This window comes from Alcaligenes sp. 13f, from assembly GCF_020496585.1.
GTDB lineage: Bacteria > Pseudomonadota > Gammaproteobacteria > Burkholderiales > Burkholderiaceae_B > Alcaligenes > Alcaligenes phenolicus.
Genome location: NZ_JAHKKC010000012.1, coordinates 18027 through 40116, shown reverse-complemented (window position 1 = coordinate 40116; position 22090 = coordinate 18027). Strand labels below are relative to the sequence as shown.

At 54.2% G+C, this 22090-nt stretch carries 19 protein-coding genes and 3 tRNA genes; 2 read left to right on the top strand and 20 right to left on the bottom strand.

The annotated features are described in order from the left end of the window. Positions 1–12 precede the first annotated feature (12 nt). The 17 genes from nuoL to KOE80_RS11725 all read right to left on the bottom strand — a co-directional run bounded on the left by nuoL (position 13) and on the right by KOE80_RS11725 (position 16762). Positions 13–2016 (bottom strand): NADH-quinone oxidoreductase subunit L, encoded by a 2004-nt coding sequence (gene nuoL, locus KOE80_RS11805; protein ID WP_086061087.1) that lies wholly within the window; start codon positions 2014–2016, stop codon positions 13–15. A 15-nt stretch (positions 2017–2031) separates the two neighbouring features. Continuing rightward, complete coding sequence (nuoK, locus tag KOE80_RS11800; protein WP_026483136.1) at positions 2032–2340, bottom strand: NADH-quinone oxidoreductase subunit NuoK; 309 nt, start codon at positions 2338–2340, stop codon at positions 2032–2034. A gap of 2 nt (positions 2341–2342) precedes the next feature. Continuing rightward, the gene (locus KOE80_RS11795; protein WP_009456678.1) at positions 2343–2984 is read right to left on the bottom strand and encodes an NADH-quinone oxidoreductase subunit J; all 642 of its coding nucleotides are present in this window, start codon (positions 2982–2984) and stop codon (positions 2343–2345) included. An 18-nt stretch (positions 2985–3002) separates the two neighbouring features. Then, positions 3003–3491 carry an NADH-quinone oxidoreductase subunit NuoI gene (gene nuoI / locus KOE80_RS11790; protein WP_003801051.1) on the bottom strand — a complete coding sequence of 163 codons (489 nt, stop codon included), beginning with the start codon at positions 3489–3491 and terminating at the stop codon, positions 3003–3005. A 17-nt stretch (positions 3492–3508) separates the two neighbouring features. Then, positions 3509–4582: an NADH-quinone oxidoreductase subunit NuoH gene (gene nuoH, locus KOE80_RS11785; RefSeq protein ID WP_060186470.1), complete on the bottom strand. Its 1074-nt coding sequence runs from the start codon at positions 4580–4582 to the stop codon at positions 3509–3511. 1 nt (position 4583) lies between these two features. Continuing rightward, entirely contained in the window at positions 4584–6914 is a 2331-nt protein-coding gene (nuoG, locus tag KOE80_RS11780; protein WP_035272463.1) for an NADH-quinone oxidoreductase subunit NuoG, read from the bottom strand. Between the two features lie 14 nt (positions 6915–6928). Continuing rightward, positions 6929–8296, bottom strand: coding sequence for an NADH-quinone oxidoreductase subunit NuoF (nuoF, locus tag KOE80_RS11775; RefSeq protein WP_009456684.1), 1368 nt, complete (start codon positions 8294–8296; stop codon positions 6929–6931). Beyond that, positions 8293–8787, bottom strand: coding sequence for an NADH-quinone oxidoreductase subunit NuoE (gene nuoE, locus KOE80_RS11770; RefSeq protein WP_026483139.1), 495 nt, complete (start codon positions 8785–8787; stop codon positions 8293–8295). The genes nuoF and nuoE overlap by 4 nt, the downstream gene beginning before the upstream one ends. A gap of 29 nt (positions 8788–8816) precedes the next feature. Then, complete coding sequence (locus KOE80_RS11765; RefSeq protein WP_003801056.1) at positions 8817–10070, bottom strand: NADH-quinone oxidoreductase subunit D; 1254 nt, start codon at positions 10068–10070, stop codon at positions 8817–8819. 5 nt (positions 10071–10075) lie between these two features. Beyond that, positions 10076–10687: an NADH-quinone oxidoreductase subunit C gene (locus KOE80_RS11760; RefSeq protein ID WP_009456690.1), complete on the bottom strand. Its 612-nt coding sequence runs from the start codon at positions 10685–10687 to the stop codon at positions 10076–10078. 26 nt (positions 10688–10713) lie between these two features. Further along, positions 10714–11190 carry a NuoB/complex I 20 kDa subunit family protein gene (locus KOE80_RS11755; protein WP_003801059.1) on the bottom strand — a complete coding sequence of 159 codons (477 nt, stop codon included), beginning with the start codon at positions 11188–11190 and terminating at the stop codon, positions 10714–10716. A gap of 147 nt (positions 11191–11337) precedes the next feature. Next, the gene (locus KOE80_RS11750) at positions 11338–11697 is read right to left on the bottom strand and encodes an NADH-quinone oxidoreductase subunit A (protein WP_003801061.1); all 360 of its coding nucleotides are present in this window, start codon (positions 11695–11697) and stop codon (positions 11338–11340) included. Positions 11698–12300: 603 nt separating this feature from the next. Then, positions 12301–13530 (bottom strand): porin, encoded by a 1230-nt coding sequence (locus KOE80_RS11745; RefSeq protein ID WP_226349200.1) that lies wholly within the window; start codon positions 13528–13530, stop codon positions 12301–12303. A gap of 622 nt (positions 13531–14152) precedes the next feature. Beyond that, positions 14153–14237, bottom strand: a tRNA-Leu gene (locus tag KOE80_RS11740). 225 nt (positions 14238–14462) lie between these two features. Then, positions 14463–14870, bottom strand: a complete 408-nt coding sequence (gene secG, locus KOE80_RS11735) for a preprotein translocase subunit SecG (RefSeq protein ID WP_226349199.1) — start codon at positions 14868–14870, stop codon at positions 14463–14465. Positions 14871–14888: 18 nt separating this feature from the next. Further along, positions 14889–15629, bottom strand: coding sequence for a triose-phosphate isomerase (tpiA, locus tag KOE80_RS11730; protein ID WP_226349198.1), 741 nt, complete (start codon positions 15627–15629; stop codon positions 14889–14891). Between the two features lie 158 nt (positions 15630–15787). Continuing rightward, a complete protein-coding gene (locus KOE80_RS11725; RefSeq protein WP_035272457.1) occupies positions 15788–16762 on the bottom strand; it encodes an NAD(P)H-quinone oxidoreductase in 975 nt (324 codons plus the stop codon). A gap of 233 nt (positions 16763–16995) precedes the next feature. Here KOE80_RS11725 and KOE80_RS11720 point away from each other — a divergent pair. Both KOE80_RS11720 and KOE80_RS11715 read left to right on the top strand, forming a co-directional pair. Next, a tRNA-Ser gene (locus tag KOE80_RS11720) sits at positions 16996–17085 on the top strand. Positions 17086–17097: 12 nt separating this feature from the next. After that, positions 17098–17183: transfer RNA gene (locus KOE80_RS11715), tRNA-Leu, on the top strand. Between the two features lie 227 nt (positions 17184–17410). Here KOE80_RS11715 and KOE80_RS11710 read toward each other — a convergent pair. The 3 genes from KOE80_RS11710 to rpsO all read right to left on the bottom strand — a co-directional run bounded on the left by KOE80_RS11710 (position 17411) and on the right by rpsO (position 22002). Continuing rightward, positions 17411–19126, bottom strand: a complete 1716-nt coding sequence (locus KOE80_RS11710; protein WP_226349197.1) for an amidohydrolase — start codon at positions 19124–19126, stop codon at positions 17411–17413. A gap of 378 nt (positions 19127–19504) precedes the next feature. Next, positions 19505–21643, bottom strand: a complete 2139-nt coding sequence (gene pnp / locus KOE80_RS11705; protein WP_035272454.1) for a polyribonucleotide nucleotidyltransferase — start codon at positions 21641–21643, stop codon at positions 19505–19507. An 89-nt stretch (positions 21644–21732) separates the two neighbouring features. After that, entirely contained in the window at positions 21733–22002 is a 270-nt protein-coding gene (gene rpsO / locus KOE80_RS11700) for a 30S ribosomal protein S15 (protein ID WP_003801068.1), read from the bottom strand. Positions 22003–22090: the final 88 nt, after the last annotated feature.

Sequence of the window (22090 nt, the reverse complement as noted above, 5' to 3'; positions counted from 1 at the left end):
ATCGCTAGCCATTTACCGAACCGTCAGTACAAAAAAGGATAAGAGCGCCAGGATCCCGAGGATCATGGCAAAGGCGTAGTGATAGACATAGCCGGACTGGATATGACGGCTGATTGCAGCCACCCAGCCCACTACGCGTGCACTACCGTTGACCACCAGGCCGTCAATCAGACCGCGGTCAGCACCTTTCCAGAGGCCCGTACCCAGGCAGCGAACGCCACGAGACAGCACTTGCTCGTTGAACCAGTCAACGTAGTACTTGTTCTCCAGGATACGGTAGATAAAAGAGCAGTTCTTTTTGATAGCGGCAGGCAAAGCAGGATTAACCAGGTACATGTACCAGGCCACCACAGCACCAGCCACAACCAGCCAGAATGGCAGTGTGCCAAAACCGTGTACGGCGTAAGCCATCCAGTCGGTCCAGTGCTCGGCCAGCGTTGCCATTGCAGGGTGTTCAGGCAGAACCGTCACAATGCCTTCAAAGTAGCCACCGAACAGCAATGGATCAACGAACCAGATACCGGCGAAGATCGACGGAATGGCCAGCAGAACCAGAGGCAGCGTAACCACCCAAGGCGACTCGTGAGGATCGCCACCGTGAGCGTGATGGTCGTCGTGGCCATGCGACTCGTCGTGCTTGACGTCACGGAAGCGCTCTTTGCCGTGGAATACCAGGAAGTACAGACGGAAGGAGTACAGCGAGGTGACGAACACACCGATCAGTGTGGCGTAGTAAGCGTAGGTCGAACCCCAGATACCGGCTTCGCCTGCGGCTTCGATGATGTGCTCTTTCGAGTAGAAACCAGAGAAGAACGGCGTACCCACCAGAGCCAGCGTACCGATCAGGAAAGTCAGCCAGGTAATAGGCATGTACTTGCGCAGACCACCCATATTGCGGATGTCCTGATCGTGGTGCATACCGATAATCACCGAACCAGCGCCCAGGAACAGCAAGGCTTTGAAGAAAGCGTGTGTCATCAGGTGGAACACAGCAGCCGAGTAAGCCGAAGCACCCAGAGCTACCGTCATGTAACCCAGCTGGGACAAGGTGGAGTAAGCCACAACGCGTTTGACGTCGTTCTGGATAATACCCAGCAAGCCCAGGAACAAGGCACCCGTTGCACCGATCACGATGATGAAGGACAGCGCGGTTGTCGACTGTTCAAACACAGGCGAGAAACGAGCCACCATGAAGATACCGGCCGTCACCATGGTCGCGGCGTGAATCAGCGCCGAGATAGGAGTAGGACCTTCCATGGAGTCAGGCAGCCAGCTGTGCAAAGGAACCTGAGCCGATTTACCCATGGCACCCACAAACAGGGCCAGAGCAGCAACGGTCAGCAATTGCCAGTCAGTACCGGGGAATGTCATGGTGCTCAGTTCCTGAACCTTGGCGAACACGTCGCTGTAGTTCATGGAGCCGGTGTAGGCGTAGAGCAAGCCAATACCCAGAGCAAAACCGAAGTCACCCACACGGTTGACCAGGAAGGCCTTCATGTTGGCAAAAATGGCAGTCTTGCGCTCGTACCAGAAACCGATCAGCAGGTAAGACACCAGACCCACCGCTTCCCAACCGAAGAACAGCTGCAGCATGTTGTTGGACATGACCAGCATCAGCATCGAGAAGGTAAACAGCGAGATGTAGGAGAAAAAGCGCTGGTAGCCCGGATCATCTTTCATGTAGCCAATGGTGTAGATATGCACCATCAGCGACACGGACGTCACCACCACCATCATCAGGGCAGTCAGCTTGTCGATCAGAAAGCCGATATCCCACTGAATGCTGCCAATGGTGATCCAGGTGTAGACCGGACCGTTGAAGGTCTGGCCTTCCAGAACCTGCAACATGACCATGACCGAGCCGATAAAGGAAATCAGCACGCCCGCGATCGTAATCAGGTGAGCGCCTGTCTTGCCGATAAATCGACCCAGAAAGCCGGTACCGAACAAACCGGCTAGCGCCGAACCCACCAGGGGAGCAAGCGCAATCGTTAAGTAAAGATTTATGGAGTTCATTAGTGTGCTATCCCATCAACCCTTGAGCTGGTCGAGATCCTGGACATTGATCGAATTAAGGTTACGGAACAACAGAACCAGAATTGCAAGACCAATGGCCGCCTCGGCCGCAGCGACCGTCAGGACGAAAAAGACAAACACCTGACCTGCCTCGTTGCCCATCCAGGTGGAGAAGGCCACAAAGTTCATGTTGGCCGACAAAAGAATCAGCTCAACAGACATGAGCAAGATAATCAGGTTGCGACGGTTCAAGAAAAAGCCGAACAGGCCAATCGTGAACAGCACAGCGCCCAGGACCAAATAGTGCGCAAGCGTCAGCGTCATCATCATTTGTCTCCTGGCACGACAGCGTCAGCCGAACTGGACGCCGACGGCTTTTCGGTTTGAGAAGGAATGGAAACCATGCGCAGACGGTCTTGCGAACGAACCTTGACTTGTTCGCTGGAGACGGTGCGCTTGACACCTTCACGTTTACGCAGAGTCAGTGCAATGGCCGAGATCATGCCAACCAGCAGCACAATGCCACCGAGCAACACCGCCAGCACGTACTGGGAGTACATCAACTCGCCAATAACACGGGTGTTGTTGTAGTCCGCAGCCACCGCGGCAGCAGGTGCCGTTGTGAACCACAGCTTGGTCAGCACAAAGCCCATTTCCAGAACCATGATGGCGCCGATCAACAGCCCCATAGGCACGTGAGCCTTGAATTTCTTGGCAGCGGATTCCTGACGAACGTCCAGCATCATGATGACGAACAGGAACATCACCATCACGGCGCCCACATAGACCACCACCAGCAAGAGGCCCAGGAACTCGGCGCCCATCGTGATCCACATCATGGCGGCCGTGAAGAACACCAGAATCAAATGCAATACGGCTGTAACCGGATTCTTGGCAGCGATCACGCGATACGCGGCCACCACCATCACCAGCGCCAGCACATAAAACAGAACAGTAGTAAATAACATGAGTGTAGAGCTCCGGCCTTAGCGATAAGGTGCATCTGCGGCACGACGACGAGCGATCTCGTCTTCGTAGCGGTCACCGATAGCCAGCAGCATGTCCTTGGTGTAGTACAAATCGCCGCGTTTTTCACCGTGGTACTCGTGAATGTGCGTTTCCACGATCGAATCGACCGGGCAGCTTTCTTCACAGAAACCACAGAAAATACACTTGGCCAGATCGATGTCATAACGCGTAGTACGGCGGGTGCCATCCTCGCGCTCTGCCGATTCGATCGAGATGGCCATGGCGGGACATACGGCCTCGCACAGTTTGCACGCGATGCAACGCTCTTCGCCGTTTTCGTAGCGACGCAAAGCGTGCAGGCCGCGAAAACGTGGCGAAGCGGGCGTAGTTTCAACGGGATAACGCAGGGTTACCTTGCGCTTGAAGAAATACTTCCCCGTCAGGCGCATGCCTTTGAGCATCTCGGACAGCATCAGGCTGCCAAAGAAATCTTTGATTGCTTCCATAATCTTGCCCCTTAGCCTTAATGCCAGATGTTCCAGGGCGTCTGCATCCAGATCGCCACAATAACCAGCCAAACACCGGTCAGCGGGATAAATACTTTCCAGCCCAAACGCATGATCTGGTCATAGCGGTAACGTGGGAACGTTGCACGGAACCAGATGAACATGGAGACCACGACAAAGGTCTTCAGACCCAGCCACAGCCACCCCGGAATCCAGGTAAATGGAGCGAACTCGACAATGGGAGTCCAGCCACCCAAGAACATGATGGACGCCAGAGCCGACAGGAAAATCATGTTGGCGTATTCGCCCAAGAAGAACAGAGCGAAACCAGTACCGGAGTACTCCACCATGGGACCGGCCACAATTTCCGATTCGCCTTCCACCACGTCAAACGGGTGACGGTTGGTTTCAGCAACGGCGGAAATCACGTAGATCACAAACAGTGGCAGCAATGGCAGCCAGTTCCAGGACAGGAAGTTCAAGCCCTTGTCCGCAAAGTAACCCTGAGTCTGACCAAGCACGATGCCCGACAGATTCAGCGTGCCGGAAACCAGCAACACGGTAATCAGCACGAAACCGATGGCCAGTTCGTAGGACAGCACCTGAGCGGCTGCGCGCAGACCACCCAGCAAGGCGTACTTGGAGTTGGAAGCCCAACCGGCCACGATCACACCGTACACACCCAGCGAAGTAATCGCCAGAATGTACAGCAGACCGGCGTTAACGTCGGACAGAACCACATCGGGGCTGAAAGGAATCACAGCCCAGGCAGCCAGAGCAGGCATCAGCGTCACAACCGGAGCCAACAGGTACAGGACCTTGTTGGACTTCGCTGGAACGATCAGCTCTTTGGTCAGCAGTTTGAAAACATCAGCGAAAGGCTGCAGCAAGCCACGATAACCAACACGGGTTGGTCCCAGACGAACGTGCATGAAGCCGATCATCTTGCGTTCCCAGTAAGTCAGGTAGGCAACACACAGAATGACGGGCACAGCGATGGCAACAACCTTCAGCAGCGTCCACACCACATACCATGCGGTCGGACCCAGCAGGTCCGTGCCGTAGCTATTGATGGCAGAGAGAAATTCCATGTTATGCACGCTCCACTGTCAATTGACCGAATGCGCTACCCAAAGCGGCTGTTTCAGAAAAAGCGGTGGCAACACGCACCGAGTTCAATGCCACGGTGTCATCCAGCTGAGCTGGCAGGCTGACTTCGCCTTGCGAAGAACGAACCTTTACCAGATCGCCGTCAGCCAGACCCAGTTGGGCCAGCGTGGCAGCGGCCATGCGAGCCGTAGGTGCTGCCGAAGCAGGTGTTTCCTGCAAGGGAGCCGAACGGCGCACCAGCGCATCGCTACGGTAGATAGGCACATCAGCCACACGCTCCAGACCGCTTGCTGCAGGCAGAACGCTGGCAGCCAGATTGATCTGGTTGGACAGACGCGATTCCACACCGGCAGCCATGACAGAGTCACGAACCGATTCGGAGGTTTCATCGTCAAAACCATCCAGCTGGAACAGATTGCCCAGCACGCGCAGAACCTTCCAGGCCGGACGTGTATCGCCCACAGGAGCTGCAGCACCCTTGAAGCTTTGTACACGGCCTTCGGCGTTCACGAAGGTGCCGGAGGTTTCAGTGAAAGGAGACACGGGCAGCATCACATCGGCCCACTGCTCGGCAGCGGAACGATATGAAGTCAGCGCGACCGAGAAGGTGGCGGACTTCAGTGTTTCTACTGCTCGTTCGCCCAGATCGCTGTCCAGTGCTGGCTCAACATTCAGAACCAGGTAAGCACGCAGGGTTTGAGCCAGCATTTGCTCGGCAGTCAAACCGCCCTTGCCCGGTACGGCGTTAGCCAAATAACCACCCACGGTGTTACCACCGGCAGTCAGGAAGCCCAGCTTGGCACCGCTAGCCTGTGCAATCGCATTGGCGTTGGCAGCAATTACGCTAGCCTGATCCGAGTTGACAGCCATATTGCCCAGCAAGATAGCGACGCGTTCGCCGGAAACCAGGCTGTCAGCAATCTGCTGAGCTTCAGCAGAAACTTGCACGCCTTCCAGACCCGCAGGAACTGCGCTGTCTTTGGCTTTGGCAACGGCAACCAGCACTTGAGCCAGAGAGTTGGCCAACTGGCTGGGAGCCACCGTCATGCGGCCAGCAATCGCATTGAACAATGGATTATCGGCAGCCGAATCAATAAAGGAAACTTGAGCGCCACGTTTGACAGCCTGACGCAGACGCTGGGCCATCAAGGGGTGATCTTTACGCAGGAAGGAGCCCACGACCAGAACGCGATCGAGCTCGTTCAAGGCGGTCAGAGGCATACCCAACCAAGGCACACCGGCCAGAGCACCATCCAGACGGGCATCGGTCTGACGCAGACGGAAGTCCACGTTTTCGGTACCCAGAGCACGACCCAGACGAGCCAGCAAAGCCAGTTCTTCAGTCGTGGAGGTAGCCGAACCAATACAGCCCAGCTGATCTGCACCAAACTTCTCGCGCACGGCGTTCATGCCGGCAACGATGGTTTGCATGGCGTCGTTCCAGGAGGCTTCGCGCCACTGGCCGTCATCACCGCGCACCATGGGGCGAGTCAGACGATCTTCGGTGTACAGGCCTTCGTAGGAGAAACGGTCACGGTCGCTGATCCAGCACTCGTTGACTTCGTCGTTCTCGAAAGGAACAACACGCAGCACCTTGTCCATCTTGGCTTGCAGCACCAGGTTGGCGCCCACGCTGTCGTGCGGGCTAACGCTGCGACGACGGGCCAGTTCCCAGGTACGGGCATTGAAGCGGAAAGGTTTGGAGAGCAAGGCACCTACGGGACAAACGTCAATCATGTTGCCCGACAATTCGGACTCGACTGCGCGCCCCACAAAGGTGGTGATTTCGGCGTGTTCGCCGCGGTTGAGCATACCAACCTCTTGAACGCCGGCGATTTCTTCGCCAGTACGCACACAGCGGGTGCAGTGAATGCAACGCTGCATGGCTTCGGTCGAGATCAGTGGACCCATGGATTTGGCGGCCACGACGCGCTTTTCTTCCTTGTAGCGCGACTCGGAGCCACCGTAACCCACGGCCAGATCCTGCAGCTGACACTCACCGCCCTGATCACACACGGGGCAATCCAGGGGGTGGTTGATCAGCAGGAATTCCATGACGCTCTTTTGAGCGGCAATGGCTTTTTCCGAACGAGTACGCACAACCATGCCGTTGGTGACGGGAGTGGCGCAAGCAGGCAAAGGCTTGGGCGCTTTTTCCACGTCCACCAAACACATGCGGCAGTTGGCGGCAATACTCAGTTTTTTGTGATAACAGAAGTGCGGCACGTAGACCCCGGCGTCATGGGCAGCCTGAATGACCATGCTGCCTTCCGGGGCGTCAACTTTAATGCCATCGATGGTGAGTTCTACCATTACGTTGTCCTGGCCTACAAATATTGAGGCACCACACAGCCTTTATGCTCGATGTGGTGTGCGAACTCGTCGCGGAAATGCTTAACGAAACTGCGCACCGGCATGGCAGCAGCATCACCCAGGGCGCAAATGGTGCGACCCATGATGTTCTGTGCGATGTCATCGAGCATGTCCAGATCTTCTGGGCGACCTTGACCGTTCTCGATACGATGCACCATGCGCCACAACCAGCCTGTGCCTTCCCGGCACGGCGTGCACTGGCCGCAGCTTTCGTGATAGTAAAAATAGGACAGGCGCAGCAGGGACTTGACCATGCAACGAGTCTCGTCCATCACGATGACAGCGCCCGAACCCAGCATGGAACCAGCCTTGGCAATGGAGTCATAGTCCAGGTTGGTCGCCATGATGATGTCGGCGGGCAAAACGGGCGAGCTGGAACCACCAGGGATCACAGCTTTCAGTTTGCGACCGTCGCGCATGCCGCCTGCCAATTCCAGCAAGGTGGCAAACGGTGTACCCAGAGGCACTTCGTAGTTACCGGGACGCTCTACGTCGCCAGTAATGGAGAAGATCTTGGTACCGCCCGCATTGGGGATACCCACTTCCAGGTATTCCTGACCGCTGTTGCGCAAAATCCAGGGTACAGCCGCGAAGGTTTCGGTGTTGTTGATGGTTGTCGGCTTGCCGTACAGACCAAAACTGGCCGGGAATGGTGGTTTGAAGCGAGGCTGGCCCTTCTTGCCTTCCAGGGACTCCAGCAGCGCAGTTTCTTCACCGCAAATATAGGCACCGTAACCGTGGAACGCATGCAGCTGGAAGCTGAAATCCGAACCCAGGATCTTGTCACCCAGGAAGCCAGCCGCACGGGCCTGTTCCAGCGCTTCTTCAAAACGCTGATAAATTTCGAACACTTCACCGTGGATGTAGTTGTAGCCCACGGTAATACCCATGGCGTAGGCTGCAATGGCCATGCCTTCGATCACGATGTGCGGGTTGAAACGCAGGATATCGCGGTCTTTGAAAGTGCCGGGTTCGCCCTCGTCGGAGTTACATACCAGGTACTTTTGACCGGGCAAGCTGCGGGGCATGAAGCTCCACTTCAAACCCGATGGAAAACCCGCACCACCACGACCGCGCAAGGCCGAAGTCTTGACTTCAGCAATCACGTCTTCGGGCTTCATGCCGGTAGTCAGTACTTTACGCAGAGCTTCATAGCCACCACGCTTGACGTACTCTTCCAGGCCCCAGTTATCGCCGTTCAAACCAGCCAGAATCTGTGGCTGAATATGACGATCATGAAAAATCATGCTGCGCGACAGGTCGCCACCAGGGTTAGGTTCCAATCCCTGTGCGAACTTGCGCAGAATGTCCGGTGCAATCATGCCGATTCTCCGTGTGTCTTCAATTCTTCGAGCATGGCATCAATGCGCTCGGCTTCCATGCGCACGCACATGTGCTGATTGTTCAGCAGCATGACGGGCGAATCACCACATGAACCCATGCACTCTCCCATGATCAGGGAGAACTGGCCGTCCGCCGTGGTTTCACCGTATTCGATACCCAGTTTCTCTTTCAGGTACTCGCCAGCCTTGACGCCATCACGCAGCGCACAGGGCAAGTTGGTGCAAACGGAAATGGTGACGCGGCCAACGGGCTTGGTGTGGAACATGTTGTAGAAGGTCGCAACCTCCTGCACAGCGATAGGCTCCACGCCAATGTATTGGGCCACATCCTCGATAATTTCTGGCGATACCCAGCCTTTTTCCTGCTGGGCAATGGCCAGGGAGGCCATGATGGCAGAGCGACGTTGATCTGCCGGGAACTTGCTCAGTTCCTTATCTATCTGTTGGTAGGCTTTTTCGGAAAGCAACATAATTCGGTTCCGTTTTTCCAGGCGCGACCTTAGCGGTCGATCTCGCCAAACACAATGTCCTGCGTGCCGATGATCGTTACCGCGTCGGCAATCATGTGACCGCGGCTCATTTCATCGAGGGCCTGCAAGTGGACGAAGCCCGGAGCACGGATCTTCATGCGGTAAGGCTTGTTACCGCCGTCAGATACCAGATAAATGCCAAACTCGCCCTTGGGATGCTCCACACCGGCATACACTTCGCCAGTAGGCACGTGCATACCTTCGGAGAACAGTTTGAAATGGTGGATCAAGTCCTCCATCCCGGTTTTCATGCGTTCGCGCGATGGCGGCGCCACTTTGTGGTTATCCGTGATGACAGGACCGGGGTTGTTACGCAGCCACTGTACACACTGACGGATGATGCGGTTGCTCTCGCGCATTTCTGCGATACGAACCAGGTAACGGTCATAAGAGTCACCGTTGCGACCCACAGGAATATCAAATTCGACGCGATCATAGACTTCGTAGGGCTGCATCTTGCGCAGATCCCACTCCACGCCCGAACCACGCAGCATGGGGCCGGTAAAGCCCAACGCCTTGGCGCGATCGGGATCAACCACGCCCACGCCCACCAGACGCTGCTTCCAGATACGGTTATCGGTCAGCAAGGTTTCGTACTCGTCGACACAAGCGGGGAAACGGTTGGTGAAGTCTTCGATGAAATCCAGCAAAGAACCCGAACGCGCTTCGTTCATGGCTTTCAGTTCTTTGTCGGAGCGGTATTTGTTGGCCTTGTACTGAGGCATGGTGCCGGGCAGATCGCGGTAAACGCCACCAGGACGGTAGTAGGCCGCGTGCAAACGGGCGCCGGAGACCGCTTCGTAGCAGTCCATCAGGTCTTCACGTTCACGGAAGGCGTACAGGAACACGGCCATGGCACCCACGTCCAGCGCATGCGAACCGACCGACATCAGGTGGTTCAGGATGCGGGTGATCTCGTCAAACATGACGCGGATGTATTGGGCACGCAACGGCACCTCAACACCGACCAGACGCTCCACGGCCATACAGTAAGCGTGCTCGTTGACCATCATGGACACATAGTCCAGACGATCCATGTATGGCAGGGTTTGCAGGAAAGTGCGGTGCTCAGCCAGCTTTTCGGTGGCGCGATGCAACAAACCAATATGGGGGTCAGCACGCTGAATGACTTCGCCGTCCAGCTCAAGCACCAAACGCAACACACCGTGTGCGGCTGGGTGCTGAGGACCAAAGTTCAGGGTGTAGTTTTGAATTTCTGCCATGATGCTTATCGCCCAATTCCGTAATCGTCCTCGCGCACCACTCGTGGCGTGATTTCACGCGGCTCGATGGTGACGGGCTGGTAAATGACCCGCTTCTGCTCGGTGTCATAGCGCATTTCGACGTAGCCGGAGATGGGGAAGTCTTTGCGGAACGGATGACCGATGAAACCATAGTCGGTCAGGATGCGACGCAGATCAGGGTGGTTCTCGAAAATAATGCCGTATAGGTCAAACGCCTCGCGCTCGAACCAGTTCACCGACGGCCAGACCTCGAACAGGGTTGGCAAAGCGGGGAAATCGTCGTTGGGCACAAAGCAGCGCACACGCAGGCGCCAGTTGTGCTTCAAGGACATCAGGTGCAGTACAACGGCAAAGCGATGGGGAAACTGAGCCGATGCAGCCTGATAGGTGGGCGCTTTCCAGGCGGAATAATCAATCCCGCACAAGTCGATACAGGTCTCAAAGCGCAGATCAGCGTGGTCGCGAAGCAATGTGCAAGTGTCGACCCATGCATCAGCGGGCACTTCCAAAGTGAGTTCATTGCGCGCTTGCGTCAACGCAGCCTGCTCGCCAAGGATAGAGAGCAAGTTGGTTTTTAAAGTTTCTAGCCGTGTCATAGTCTTGTTTAGCCTGTTCTAACCGTTCAGCGTGCGATGGTATTGGTCAAACGGATCTTGTTCTGCATTTGCAGCAAGCCGTAAACCAAAGCCTCAGCAGTCGGAGGGCAGCCTGGCACGTACACATCTACCGGCACGATGCGATCACAGCCGCGAACGACCGAGTAGGAGTAGTGGTAGTAACCGCCACCGTTGGCACAGGAGCCCATGGAGACGACCCAGCGTGGCTCGGCCATCTGGTCGTACACCTTACGCAAGGCGGGTGCCATCTTGTTGCACAGGGTGCCCGCCACAATCATCAAGTCAGATTGACGTGGGCTGGGACGGAAAATAATGCCGAATTGGTCCAGGTCATAACGAGCTGCACCAGCGTGCATCATTTCCACTGCACAACAGGCCAGACCAAATGTCATGGGCCACATGGACCCTGTTTTTGCCCAGTTCAGAAACTTGTCTGCACTGGTCGTCACAAAACCTTCTTTGAGAATGCCGTCGATAGCCATAGTAGTTGCCTTTTGCCGGATCAGACCCTGGGAAGCCCCGGCCTATCCTGTTGCTGACCAAACCCGCTGTCATCAAGACGCATCCTCGTGCCCCTTATGCCCAGCAGCAGACGCGAAAACCCCTAGCAGGGTTCTCTATGGATGGGTTTACTCCCAGTCCAGAGCGCCTTTTTTCCATTCGTAGATAAAACCGACCGTCAAAACGGCCAGGAACGCCATAACGGTCCAGAAACCGACCAGGCCTACTGTTCCATTGGCCATGGCCCAGGGAAACAGAAAAGCGATTTCCAGATCGAACATGATGAACAGAATCGCGATCAGGTAGTAACGAATGTCCACCTTCATGCGCGAATCGCCGAATGCCTCAAAACCGCATTCGTAAGGAGAGAGCTTTTCAGCATCGGGCCGGTTTGGACCGAGCACTCGACCGACTAAAAGTAGAGCCAGGCCAATCCCAGTGGCGACGATGATAAATAGCAAAACGGGAAAGTACTCTTGCAGGTTCATGCAAAGCATCCAATCGCAGTAAATAAACTCTTGGATTGTAGCATTTTGAGAGCACAGTTTTGGGGGATAACCCCAAACCATTACATCTATGCACGGGTGTTGCACCCATGCCGCAAAAACTGTCAGCTACCTGACCAAAAACCCTTCAACTATTGATTATTTACTTTATTAAGGGTTGCGATTTCAGGCAACGGTTAATTATCTTACCCGCTTTTGTAAGGAAAATGTCAGCCACAACAGCCAGGAAAACGATTTTTTGCGCTTATTTTGTAAGCAAGACAAACAAGACCGAGCAGTCGGAATAGTAGATAAGCAAGCACAACACACAAGCGATTCGGACGCTAGGCACAGCAGGCCTCAGCATCACCTCATTCAACAGATCTGCACACAGAACCGCAAGAGCGAAGACAAGCACATACCAACAACCCTAGAAGCAACAGCCTCAAAACAGCCCAAGAGCCGCAATCCAAACAGACTGACCTGAACACCCCAGATAGCGAGCAATAAAAAAGCCATCCCGAAGGATGGCTTTTTATACTTCTTCAGCTCAAGCAAGCCCGAAGACTTGCTCATCGCGATGCATAGACATGCTACGCAAAACGATTAGAACTGGTGACGCAGACCAACGCCGATCAGAGTCGACTTAGCATCAGGCATGAAGTACACGTTCTTGACGTAGGAGCCAATTGCGTACACGTTCGTGCGCTTGCTCAGTGGGTGGCTGTAACCCAGGCTGAAAGTGTGCTGCTTCTTCATTTCCCAAGAATCGTGAGCGTAGCTTTGGTAGAACGAATCAGGAGCCTTATCTGGATCAGCCATAGTCCAAGAACCCATCACAGTGCCAGCACCAACTGGAGCAGACAGACCGACCAGGTAAGAGTTAACCTTCAAGCCTTTACCCAACAAAGCTTGTTGATTCAAATCTTCGCCAAAAGTACGGTTTTCGAACAAACCATTACGAGTTTGACCGAAGGCCAAATAAGCCTTGATAACCTCAAAGTCGTAGCTACCACCAATATTCCAAGAACGAACAGTAGTATCTTGGGCACCAGAGTAAGTAGCACCAGCACCCTGATTACCGGAAGCTGGGTTCAGACCACGCTTACGAATTTGGTCGTAAGTAAGTGCGACTCCAACAGGGCCATTGGCGTAACGCAAACCAGCAGTAATAGCTTGTTGGTTGAAGTCCTTGGAGTTGGCTGTACCGATCGAGTTGGGGTTACCCGTCTCGTAGAGTGGCAGATCTTTATCCCAAGCCTGCTTGCCATTAGCGTTAAAGGAGTAACCAACGCCGAACTGGAAGCCGGAGAAGTTAGGAGTCTGGTACATAACCAGGTTGTCGTAACGCACGGTGTCAGCAGCCGTAAAAGCACCACCAATGTTAGCCTGATCGAAACCACCACCAAAAGGATCAGCAACAGATGCCAAGTACTTGGAAGCGATGTTGGTTTGACGACCGAAGTCCAGTTGACCCCAGCTGTCACCAGCCAGACCCAGAGTGGCTTGACGACCAAACAAACGACCGCCTTGACCAGAGTTACCGGTACCCATATCAAAGCCGCTTTCCAGAACGAACACAGCGCGCAGGCCATCGCCCAGATCTTCGGAACCTTTCAGGCCCCAGCGGTTGCCGGACTGAATACCGTTGATCAGACCAGTGCGCTTGGAGTTGATTTCAGTTTGTGGACCGCTGGTAACGTAACCTTCGGAACCTTTAACTTTTTGGTAACCAATACCAGCGTCCAGAATACCGTACAGGGTGACAGACGTTTCTGCGTGTGCGACGCCAGCGAAGCCGGCCATCAGAGCAGCAGCGAGCAGAGTCTTTTTCATGTAAGAAATCTCCGTAGATTTGAGTAAATCAGAGCAGCCCAACTACAACAGTGCTGCTGCTCTTTCTAACTCCGCGATGGGAAGTTAACGCTATTGCATCAAAATTCCCGTCGCTTGACTACGAAACCCTTCGGAAACGTGAATCTTTGTGCACAGCTTGTTGGCTATACACAACAAAAACCCACTTGAAGCCGCTTTCCATGCCGCCTTGAGCAAGCGCGACAATTAGCAGGCTAAAGCCGGAATCTTCTTAAGAACTTGCTTTAAGTGATCCGAGCAATCGGTTGCCAATGCTGGTTTTCTGCAAACAAGGCAAAAAATGAAATCGGCACCGAAAAAGACAAGATCGCCGACCCCAGCCTATCGAGAGCCAAAGCTGGCCACTCAACCCACCTGATAAATTCTCACATTATGGGAATTTACACCAACAAAGAATTTAGCATGCACTGACCCGGTTCAATCACTTTTCAGACAATCAAGAACAGGCCTTGAAAATCACAATGCAAGCACTTTACACAAGAAGGCAAAACGCCCGAAAAATGATAAAAAAAAACCTGCCCTTTGTCAGGATCAGGTTTTATTTCCAGGCTCCGCAATCGCAGAGCTTTTCAACTTTTTTGTTTGGTGCCGACGACGAGACTCGAACTCGTACAGCTTTCGCCACTACCCCCTCAAGATAGCGTGTCTACCAATTCCACCACGTCGGCAAGCAATCAAGACAGCGATATTAGCATGACAAAAGTAAAGCTGTCAGTACAAAACAGCTTAAAACGCCTAAAAAAGCACGTACGCAGGCATATTCCACACAAACACAGTCAAATGAACAAAGCCCGCCATTAAGGCGGGCTTTGATATCGTATTTTCCGATCCTGCTTGTGATCTTTGCTGCCTTCTATATATAGAGCAGCATTGACCCCCAAAGCAGATCGAACTTACTCAGCAGCAGGAACCGCAGGAGCGCTTTGCTCTGGAGTTGCCGAAGGTACAGCAGCTGGCACAGAGGCGTCAGGAGCCGGAACCGAGGCTGCGCCTGATGGAGCTGCGCCAGGCACGGAAGATTCGTAGCCTTGCATCACGCCCGCATCCGCTTTCTGTGCAGGATGGTGAGCAACCCAAGCCAAACCACCGGTGGACACAAAAAAGACGATTGCCGCCCATTTGGTCATGCGCGACAAAAAGTTCGCCGCACCTGCCGCACCAAACACACTCCCTGCCGAGCCGCCACCAAAGGCCGAGCCCATATCAGCGCCCTTGCCTTGCTGCAGCAGAACCAGACCAATAATCAACAGCGAGGAGATAACCTGCACCGCCATCAGAACGGAAGACATCCAATCTTGCATTTAAAGACTCCAGACCCTTTAAGCGGCCACAATACGTAAAAATTCTTGCGCATCCAAAGATGCACCACCCACCAAGGCACCATCAATATCCGGCATGGCAAACAGCTCGGCGGCATTATCTGCCTTCACGCTGCCACCGTACAAAATACGCAACTGATCCGACTCCATATAGGCACGAATCTGTTGATGCATTTGCTGCGCTTGCTCCGGCGTTGCAGTCAGGCCCGTACCAATAGCCCAGACCGGCTCATACGCCAGGACCAGTTTGGATACCACTTCAGCCCCAAGAGCTTTGATGGGTTCAAGCTGATCTTGCACCACACAGGTTTCCTGCCCTGCCTCACGATCGGCCAACTGCTCGCCAATACAGACAATAGGCGTCAAGCCCGCATCCAGTGCTGCAACAACTTTGGCGGCAACCTGAGCGCTACTTTCCTGGTGATACTGACGGCGCTCGGAATGCCCGACAATCACCCAGCGACAACCTATATCAGCCAGCATGGCTGCCGAGATTTCCCCCGTGTATGCACCCTTGGCGTGGACACTGACATCTTGAGCGCCGACCGCTATGGTCGAACCTTTCAAGATACCTGCCACTTGAGGCAAATACACATAAGGAACGCATACAAGCACATCACAATCTGCCTGCGCACCAGGCTGAACGAGCAGTTCTTGCAGCAGACGGCTGTTGCCATCAAGCGAGCCATTTAATTTCCAATTACCCGCAACCAGTCGTTTACGCGAAGAATGTACGCTCATTGCTCCCTTGATGCCAGTCAAAAAGTTACACCAACGCCCACAATCAAGGCGCAGCTAACCGGCTATTGTAGCGCGTGCTAATCCATTTCGCGCATATTTGACAGAAAATTCGTTTCAGAACGGCAAGAAAAAGGGTGGCTATGCCACCCTTGCTGCTTTTATGGAACAAGAATGATCTTGCCCACCTGCTCACCCGCCTCCATCATGGCATGCGCTTCGCTCGCCTTTTCCAAGGGGAAAGTGGCATGAATCAAGGGACGTACCTGCCCTGCTTCCAGCAAAGGCCAGACACGCTCTTTCAGAGCTTGCGCCAGTTGCGCCTTGAACTCGACAGAGCGGGACCGCAAGGTTGAGCCAGTGATAGTCAGGCGACGACGCAGGATCTCCCCACAATTAATCGTGGCCTTCACCCCACCCAGCAAAGCAATAATGACGATACGACCGTCATCAGCCAGACACGTCAAATCCCGGTTGATGTAGTCGCCAGAGACCATATCCAGAATCACATCAACGCCACGGCCGCCTGTTTTGCTTTTGATGACGTCTTCGTAAACCTCGGTTTTATAGTTGATGCCGATCCCGCCCAAGCGATTAATGGCCTCCACGCGCTCATCACTGCCTGCCGTGGCATATACCGTATGCCCCAGAGCCACTGCCAACTGGATAGCTGTTGTCCCAATTCCGCTGGCACCGCCATGCACCAGCAGGGTTTCACCCTTGCTCAACTGACCACGGTCGAACACATTGCTCCAGACAGTGAAGAAAGTTTCTGGCAGCCCCGCCGCCTCCAGCAAGCTGAAACCCGCCGGAATAGGCAAGCATTGCTGTACTGGCACCACACAATATTCGGCATAGCCACCACCAGTGACCAACGCACAGACCTGATCACCAATCTTGAACTCACTGCCCTGCACATCGCCCGATACGATTTCCCCGGCCAGTTCCAGACCGGGAATATCAGAGGCACCAGCCGGCGGCGGGTAAGCGCCTGCTCGTTGCAAGACGTCCGGACGGTTCACGCCCGCCGCCAGCACCTTGACCAGCACTTCACCCGGACCTGTTTGTGGCATGGGGCGCTCGCCCACTTGCAACACTTCCGGCTTTCCAAACTCGGTAATTTCAACAGCTCGCATACCTACTCCCTGATATCTAGACTATTTTTCCAGCGCGGCTGCAAGTACAAACCATAAGCAGCCGCCTTACCTGCTGCAATCTATCACAGGCACTGGCATCAACGCCCTATTCCAGCCATGAAAACAGATTATTTCGATGACGCTGGCAAATTTATACGTTACACTTTAAGGCTTTCCTGGCCTCCGTGCTTTTTTGCGCATGTGACTTGTCAGGAAGAAAAGCCCGACAGACAGGAAGCGTGCCAGAGCGGTTGAATGGACCGGTCTTGAAAACCGGCGATGGGGTAACCCATCCGTGAGTTCGAATCTCACCGCTTCCGCCATCATCTCCCGCTGCATCCATGGCGGAATTGGTAGACGCAAGGGACTTAAAATCCCTCGATCTTTGATCGTGCCGGTTCGATTCCGGCTGGATGCACCATAGACCTGAAGCGGTCTGCACTGATACATAAGCCTTGAATTTGCCCAAACCTGCGTTGGTTTTGCAGCAAAAACCAGGCGACAAAAAGCCCACTACGCATAGTGGGCTTTTTTGTTTACCTAACCATCGAATGGGGCAGTAACCATCTGCCGCTATATAAGCTGCATACCGGCATACACACTGCCTGTTCAAACCCTGCCAATCAGAAAAACATTGCCAGGCTCCTTCTACGGAGCTGCGCCGTAGACCTGCCGACCGGCAAAGTAAGTCGCCAGAACCTGAGTGTCTTTCAAAGCCTCTACATCTACCTCCAGCACATCGCGATCCAGCACGATAAAGTCTGCCTGCTTACCCACCTCCAGAGAGCCAATTTCCCTCTCCATTCGGATAGCCCTGGCCGCGTTGATGGTATAGGCCCTAAACATACTGTCTTTATCCATACGCTCGCCTGCATTCAAACCGCCACCCGGCCCAGAGCGTGTCATTGCATGATGCATGGCTTCCCACGGATTCGCCGTAGAAATAGGCCAATCACTGGCACCCACAATCACCGCTCCATGCTGCTGCAGCGACCGAGCTGGATACTGACCCTGAAACTCCGAATCAGGAATATAAGGCTTGACCAGATCAAGCAGATAGTTATCAAGCTCGGCCCAGTGCAACTGCATGACAGCCATCACATCGAGCTGTTTAAAGCGGGGGTAATCAGCCGGACTTACCAACTGCAGATGCGTAATGGAATGCGGTACACCACTGCTACGCTTTTTGCGCGCCGACTCAATAGCATCCAAAGATACACGCACAGCCCGATCACCCAAGGCGTGGATATGCACCAGCCAGCCACGCTGATCAATAGCATCAACCAGCTGCGTCATTTTGTGCTGCTCCAGCAGCAGCTCGCCCTGCTTGCCAGAGTTTTCATAGCGGCCCAGCAAGGCTGCGCTTTGAGCCGGATACTCCAACACCCCATCAGCAAACACCTTGATACCCGGCAAACTCAGGTTAGGGATGTGCGCAAAGCGCTTTCGGACACCATCGAGCCGCTCCAGATCCGCAGCATCACTCTCCGGACTGGCCACCAGCAAGGCAGCAACATGAGCAGTTAATAAACCCGCTTCTGATAAAACCCGGTAAGCCGGCAATATGCCCTCTCCAACACTGCCAAGAGATCGAGAAAACAACGCTTCCCCCGGTCCGGCGTTGGCCGCCGGGTCCATCCAGGCCGTAATGCCATAGCGATTATTGGTTTCAACAGCAATTTTTGCAGCTGCCAGTAACTGCTTTTCAGCTGGTTTGGGCAGGATCACCGTTACCTTATCCAGGCCAGCGTCCACCAATACCCCATCAGGCTGGCCATTACTGGCCACACCGATGGTGTGTCGAGACTTCGCAGGCAATGACTGCATATAAGCAGTGTCAATTCCCGCCTTTTCACGCATTGCCTGATTCGCCCAGGCCGTATGATAGTCAGCCCCCATCAGCAACACTGCCTGATGCTGCCAAGCCCCTGCATCCAGCAAAGCGCTCAATGACTCGGGCGCAGACCACACCGCAGGATTCACCCCAAACACCACCATAGGCACATCCGGTCCGGACTCTTTTTCCACCAGCCAGGTTTGCAATTTCTGAGCGAGTTCAAGCGGACTGAGCTCTTGATCCTCCAGGTTTGGCGCCAAGGCAGCCAGGCCCGCAAAAATAGCGTGGGAGTGCGCATCAATCAGGCCAGGCATAACGCGTCGACCCTCAAGGCTTAGCATGCGAGTTTTCGCTCCCTGATAGTGCAAGATCTGTTCGCTCTTGCCTATGGCCAGAATTCGGCCGTGGCTCACGGCCATCGCCTCGGCATCAGGTGAATTGGCATTAGCGGTATAGATCTTCGCGTCCAGAAAGATCGTATCAGCGACTTCATTAGCGCCAACGCTCCCCGTAGACCCAACTAGCATCACAGCACACAAGCACCTGAATAGCCTGTTTATTCCCATCATTAACTGTCTCCTGCATCAGCTTTTGATCATGCTCGGCCAGTACCCACCCAAGCGACAACTCAAACTTGGATCAGCATGACATCGCATCACTCTCTGTTTATGGATTTTATGATTTCGACATCCAGACAGCGCTTAATAAAGCTCTGCAAACCCAAGACAAGCGCTACCAGAGCCCGTGACAGATTTCCTCTAAAGCACGGAAGGCCAAGGCTTTAGTCAGAATGCACAACGTTTAAACAAGGCGCATTCAAACCAGTCCCCTCCAACCCCGGGCAATGCCAAACGCAAAAAACCCGCCTTGCGGCGGGTTTTTCTTCAAGCAGACTGCAAGCGCTATCAGGAAGCAGCAGGAGCAGCTGGGCCGCCTTGAGCTTCGATACCGCCGATAGCCTTGATCGACAGACGCAGACGACCTTTCTCGTCAGCTTCAATGACCTTGACCTTAACAACCTGACCTACTTTCAGCACGTCATTGATGTTGGCGATACGGTAGTTGGCAATCTCGGAGATATGCAGCAAGCCGTCACGGCCTGGCAGCACTTGCACAATCGCGCCAAAGTCCAGCAAACGCATCACAGGACCTTCGTATTCCTGACCCACTTCCACTTCAGCGGTCAGTTCCTTAATACGGCGCTCGGCTTCGCGGGCCTTGTCCAGATCAGCACTGGCGATCGTGATGGTGCCGTCATCCGAAATATCGATCTGTGTACCGGTTTCTTCGGTCAGGGCACGGATGGTTGCACCACCCTTACCAATCACGTCACGAATCTTCTCGGGGTTGATCTTCACGGTCAGCATGCGAGGCGCAAATTCGGACATCTCGGTACGGGAACCGTCGATGGACTCTTTCATCTTGCCCAGGATGTGCATACGGCCTTCGTGAGCCTGAGCCAATGCAACCTGCATGATTTCCTTGGTGATGCCCTGGATCTTGATGTCCATCTGCAAAGCAGTAATACCTTTCTCGGTACCGGCAACCTTAAAGTCCATATCGCCCAGGTGATCTTCGTCACCCAGAATGTCGGTCAGCACAGCAAACTTGTTGCCTTCCTTGATCAGACCCATGGCCACACCAGCCACGTGATCCTGCACAGGCACACCAGCGTCCATCATGGAAAGAGAGCCACCACACACGGATGCCATGGAGGAGGAACCGTTGGATTCAGTGATCTCGGACACCACGCGGATGGAGTACTGGAAGTCTTCAGCGGCTGGCAGCAAGGGAGTCAAAGCACGCTTGGCCAGACGACCGTGACCGATTTCACGACGCTTGGGAGCGCCGAAACGGCCAGCTTCACCAGTGGCGAATGGAGGCATGTTGTAGTGCATCATGAAGCGATCACGGTACTCGCCCATGATCGAATCAATGATCTGCTCGTCTTGCTTGGTACCCAGAGTAGTGACCACCAATGCCTGAGTTTCGCCACGCGTGAACAAGGCGCTACCGTGAGCACGGGGCAGAACGCCCAGACGGATGCTGATAGGACGAACGGTACGGGTGTCGCGACCATCAATACGGGACTCGCCGCTCAAGATGCGCGAACGCACGATCTTGCTTTCCAGGTCGAACATCATGTTTTCGACGGCAACCATATCAGGCTGATCCTGACCGGCGGCTTCAGCTTGAGCCTTGACCGTTTCTTTAACCTGAGCGTAGACAGCGCGCACTTGCTCGGTACGAGCTTGTTTTTCGCGAGTCTGGTAGGCCTGTGTCAGACCTTCTTCAGCAGCAGCGGTTACCGCAGCCAACAGGCTTTCGTTAACAGCAGCAGGCTGCCAATCCCACTCGGGCTTGCCAGCTTCTTCAACCAGTTCGTGAATGCAGTTGATGGCTGCTTGCATTTGCTCGTGAGCAAACACCACACCACCCAGCATGACTTCTTCGGACAATTGCTTGGCTTCGGACTCAACCATCAGCACAGCCTGCTCGGTACCAGCCACAACCAGATCCAGAGCCGAAGATTTCAGCTGAGTAGCGGATGGGTTCAGCACGTACTGACCATCAACGTAACCCACACGGGCAGCGCCCACAGGACCGTTGAAAGGAATGCCGGAAATAGCCAGGGCAGCCGAGGCGCCGATCATGGCAGCGATATCAGGATCAATTTCAGGGTTGACCGATACCGTGTGAATGATGACCTGAACTTCGTTGTAGAAGCCTTCAGGAAACAGAGGACGCAGTGGGCGGTCGATCAGGCGGGAGATCAGGATCTCGCGCTCGGATTGACGACCTTCACGCTTGAAGAAACCACCAGGGATCTTGCCAGCGGAGTAGGTTTTTTCAACGTAATCAACGGTCAGAGGGAAAAAATCCTGACCTGCTTTCGCTTCGCTTTTGCCAACAACAGTGGCCAACACAACAGTGTCTTCAATCGAAACCAGCACGGCACCTGACGCCTGACGTGCGATTTCGCCGGTTTCCAGAACGACGGTATGCTCGCCGTACTGGAAAGACTTGGTGACTTTATTGAACATTAGGAGAATCCTTACAATAAAAAAACCGTGCACACAGCGAAACCAGTTCGCCGAATGCACGGTTGTTTAGCGGGGAGCCAGCCCCGGTATCACTTACGCAGACCGAGTTTTTCGATCAAAGCACGGTAAGCGTCTGGATTACGACCTTTCAGGTAATCCAGCAATTTGCGACGACGGCTAACCATGCGCAACAGACCACGACGGGAGTGGTGATCTTTGTTGTGAGCCTTGAAGTGGCCGGTCAATTCGTTGATGCGAGCGGTCAGCAAAGCCACTTGCACTTCTGGGGAGCCTGTATCGCCTTGTTTACGCTGAAACTCGGAAACGATATCGACTTTTTTGATATCTGCAACTGCCATTTTATTTAGCCTCTAAGACTTGCGTTAGGACCGAGGTGCCCTAACGTGTTGAAAATGAGATTGAGTGCACCGGACCACTGGGCCAAGT

Coding starts and splice junctions, on each gene's coding strand:
- nuoI (WP_003801051.1), bottom strand. CDS start 3,491: ATGGAAGCAATCAAAGATTTCTTTGGCAGCCTGATGCTGTCCGAGATG.
- nuoF (WP_009456684.1), bottom strand. CDS start 8,296: ATGATTGCACCGGACATTCTGCGCAAGTTCGCACAGGGATTGGAACCT.
- pnp (WP_035272454.1), bottom strand. CDS start 21,643: ATGTTCAATAAAGTCACCAAGTCTTTCCAGTACGGCGAGCATACCGTC.
- KOE80_RS11765 (WP_003801056.1), bottom strand. CDS start 10,070: ATGGCAGAAATTCAAAACTACACCCTGAACTTTGGTCCTCAGCACCCA.
- secG (WP_226349199.1), bottom strand. CDS start 14,870: ATGCAAGATTGGATGTCTTCCGTTCTGATGGCGGTGCAGGTTATCTCC.
- tpiA (WP_226349198.1), bottom strand. CDS start 15,629: ATGAGCGTACATTCTTCGCGTAAACGACTGGTTGCGGGTAATTGGAAA.
- KOE80_RS11755 (WP_003801059.1), bottom strand. CDS start 11,190: ATGGCTATCGACGGCATTCTCAAAGAAGGTTTTGTGACGACCAGTGCA.
- KOE80_RS11750 (WP_003801061.1), bottom strand. CDS start 11,697: ATGAACCTGCAAGAGTACTTTCCCGTTTTGCTATTTATCATCGTCGCC.
- KOE80_RS11760 (WP_009456690.1), bottom strand. CDS start 10,687: ATGACACGGCTAGAAACTTTAAAAACCAACTTGCTCTCTATCCTTGGC.
- KOE80_RS11710 (WP_226349197.1), bottom strand. CDS start 19,126: ATGCTAGTTGGGTCTACGGGGAGCGTTGGCGCTAATGAAGTCGCTGAT.
- rpsO (WP_003801068.1), bottom strand. CDS start 22,002: ATGGCAGTTGCAGATATCAAAAAAGTCGATATCGTTTCCGAGTTTCAG.
- nuoH (WP_060186470.1), bottom strand. CDS start 4,582: ATGGAATTTCTCTCTGCCATCAATAGCTACGGCACGGACCTGCTGGGT.
- nuoG (WP_035272463.1), bottom strand. CDS start 6,914: ATGGTAGAACTCACCATCGATGGCATTAAAGTTGACGCCCCGGAAGGC.
- nuoE (WP_026483139.1), bottom strand. CDS start 8,787: ATGTTGCTTTCCGAAAAAGCCTACCAACAGATAGATAAGGAACTGAGC.
- KOE80_RS11745 (WP_226349200.1), bottom strand. CDS start 13,530: ATGAAAAAGACTCTGCTCGCTGCTGCTCTGATGGCCGGCTTCGCTGGC.
- nuoK (WP_026483136.1), bottom strand. CDS start 2,340: ATGACGCTGACGCTTGCGCACTATTTGGTCCTGGGCGCTGTGCTGTTC.
- KOE80_RS11795 (WP_009456678.1), bottom strand. CDS start 2,984: ATGTTATTTACTACTGTTCTGTTTTATGTGCTGGCGCTGGTGATGGTG.
- KOE80_RS11725 (WP_035272457.1), bottom strand. CDS start 16,762: ATGCGAGCTGTTGAAATTACCGAGTTTGGAAAGCCGGAAGTGTTGCAA.
- nuoL (WP_086061087.1), bottom strand. CDS start 2,016: ATGAACTCCATAAATCTTTACTTAACGATTGCGCTTGCTCCCCTGGTG.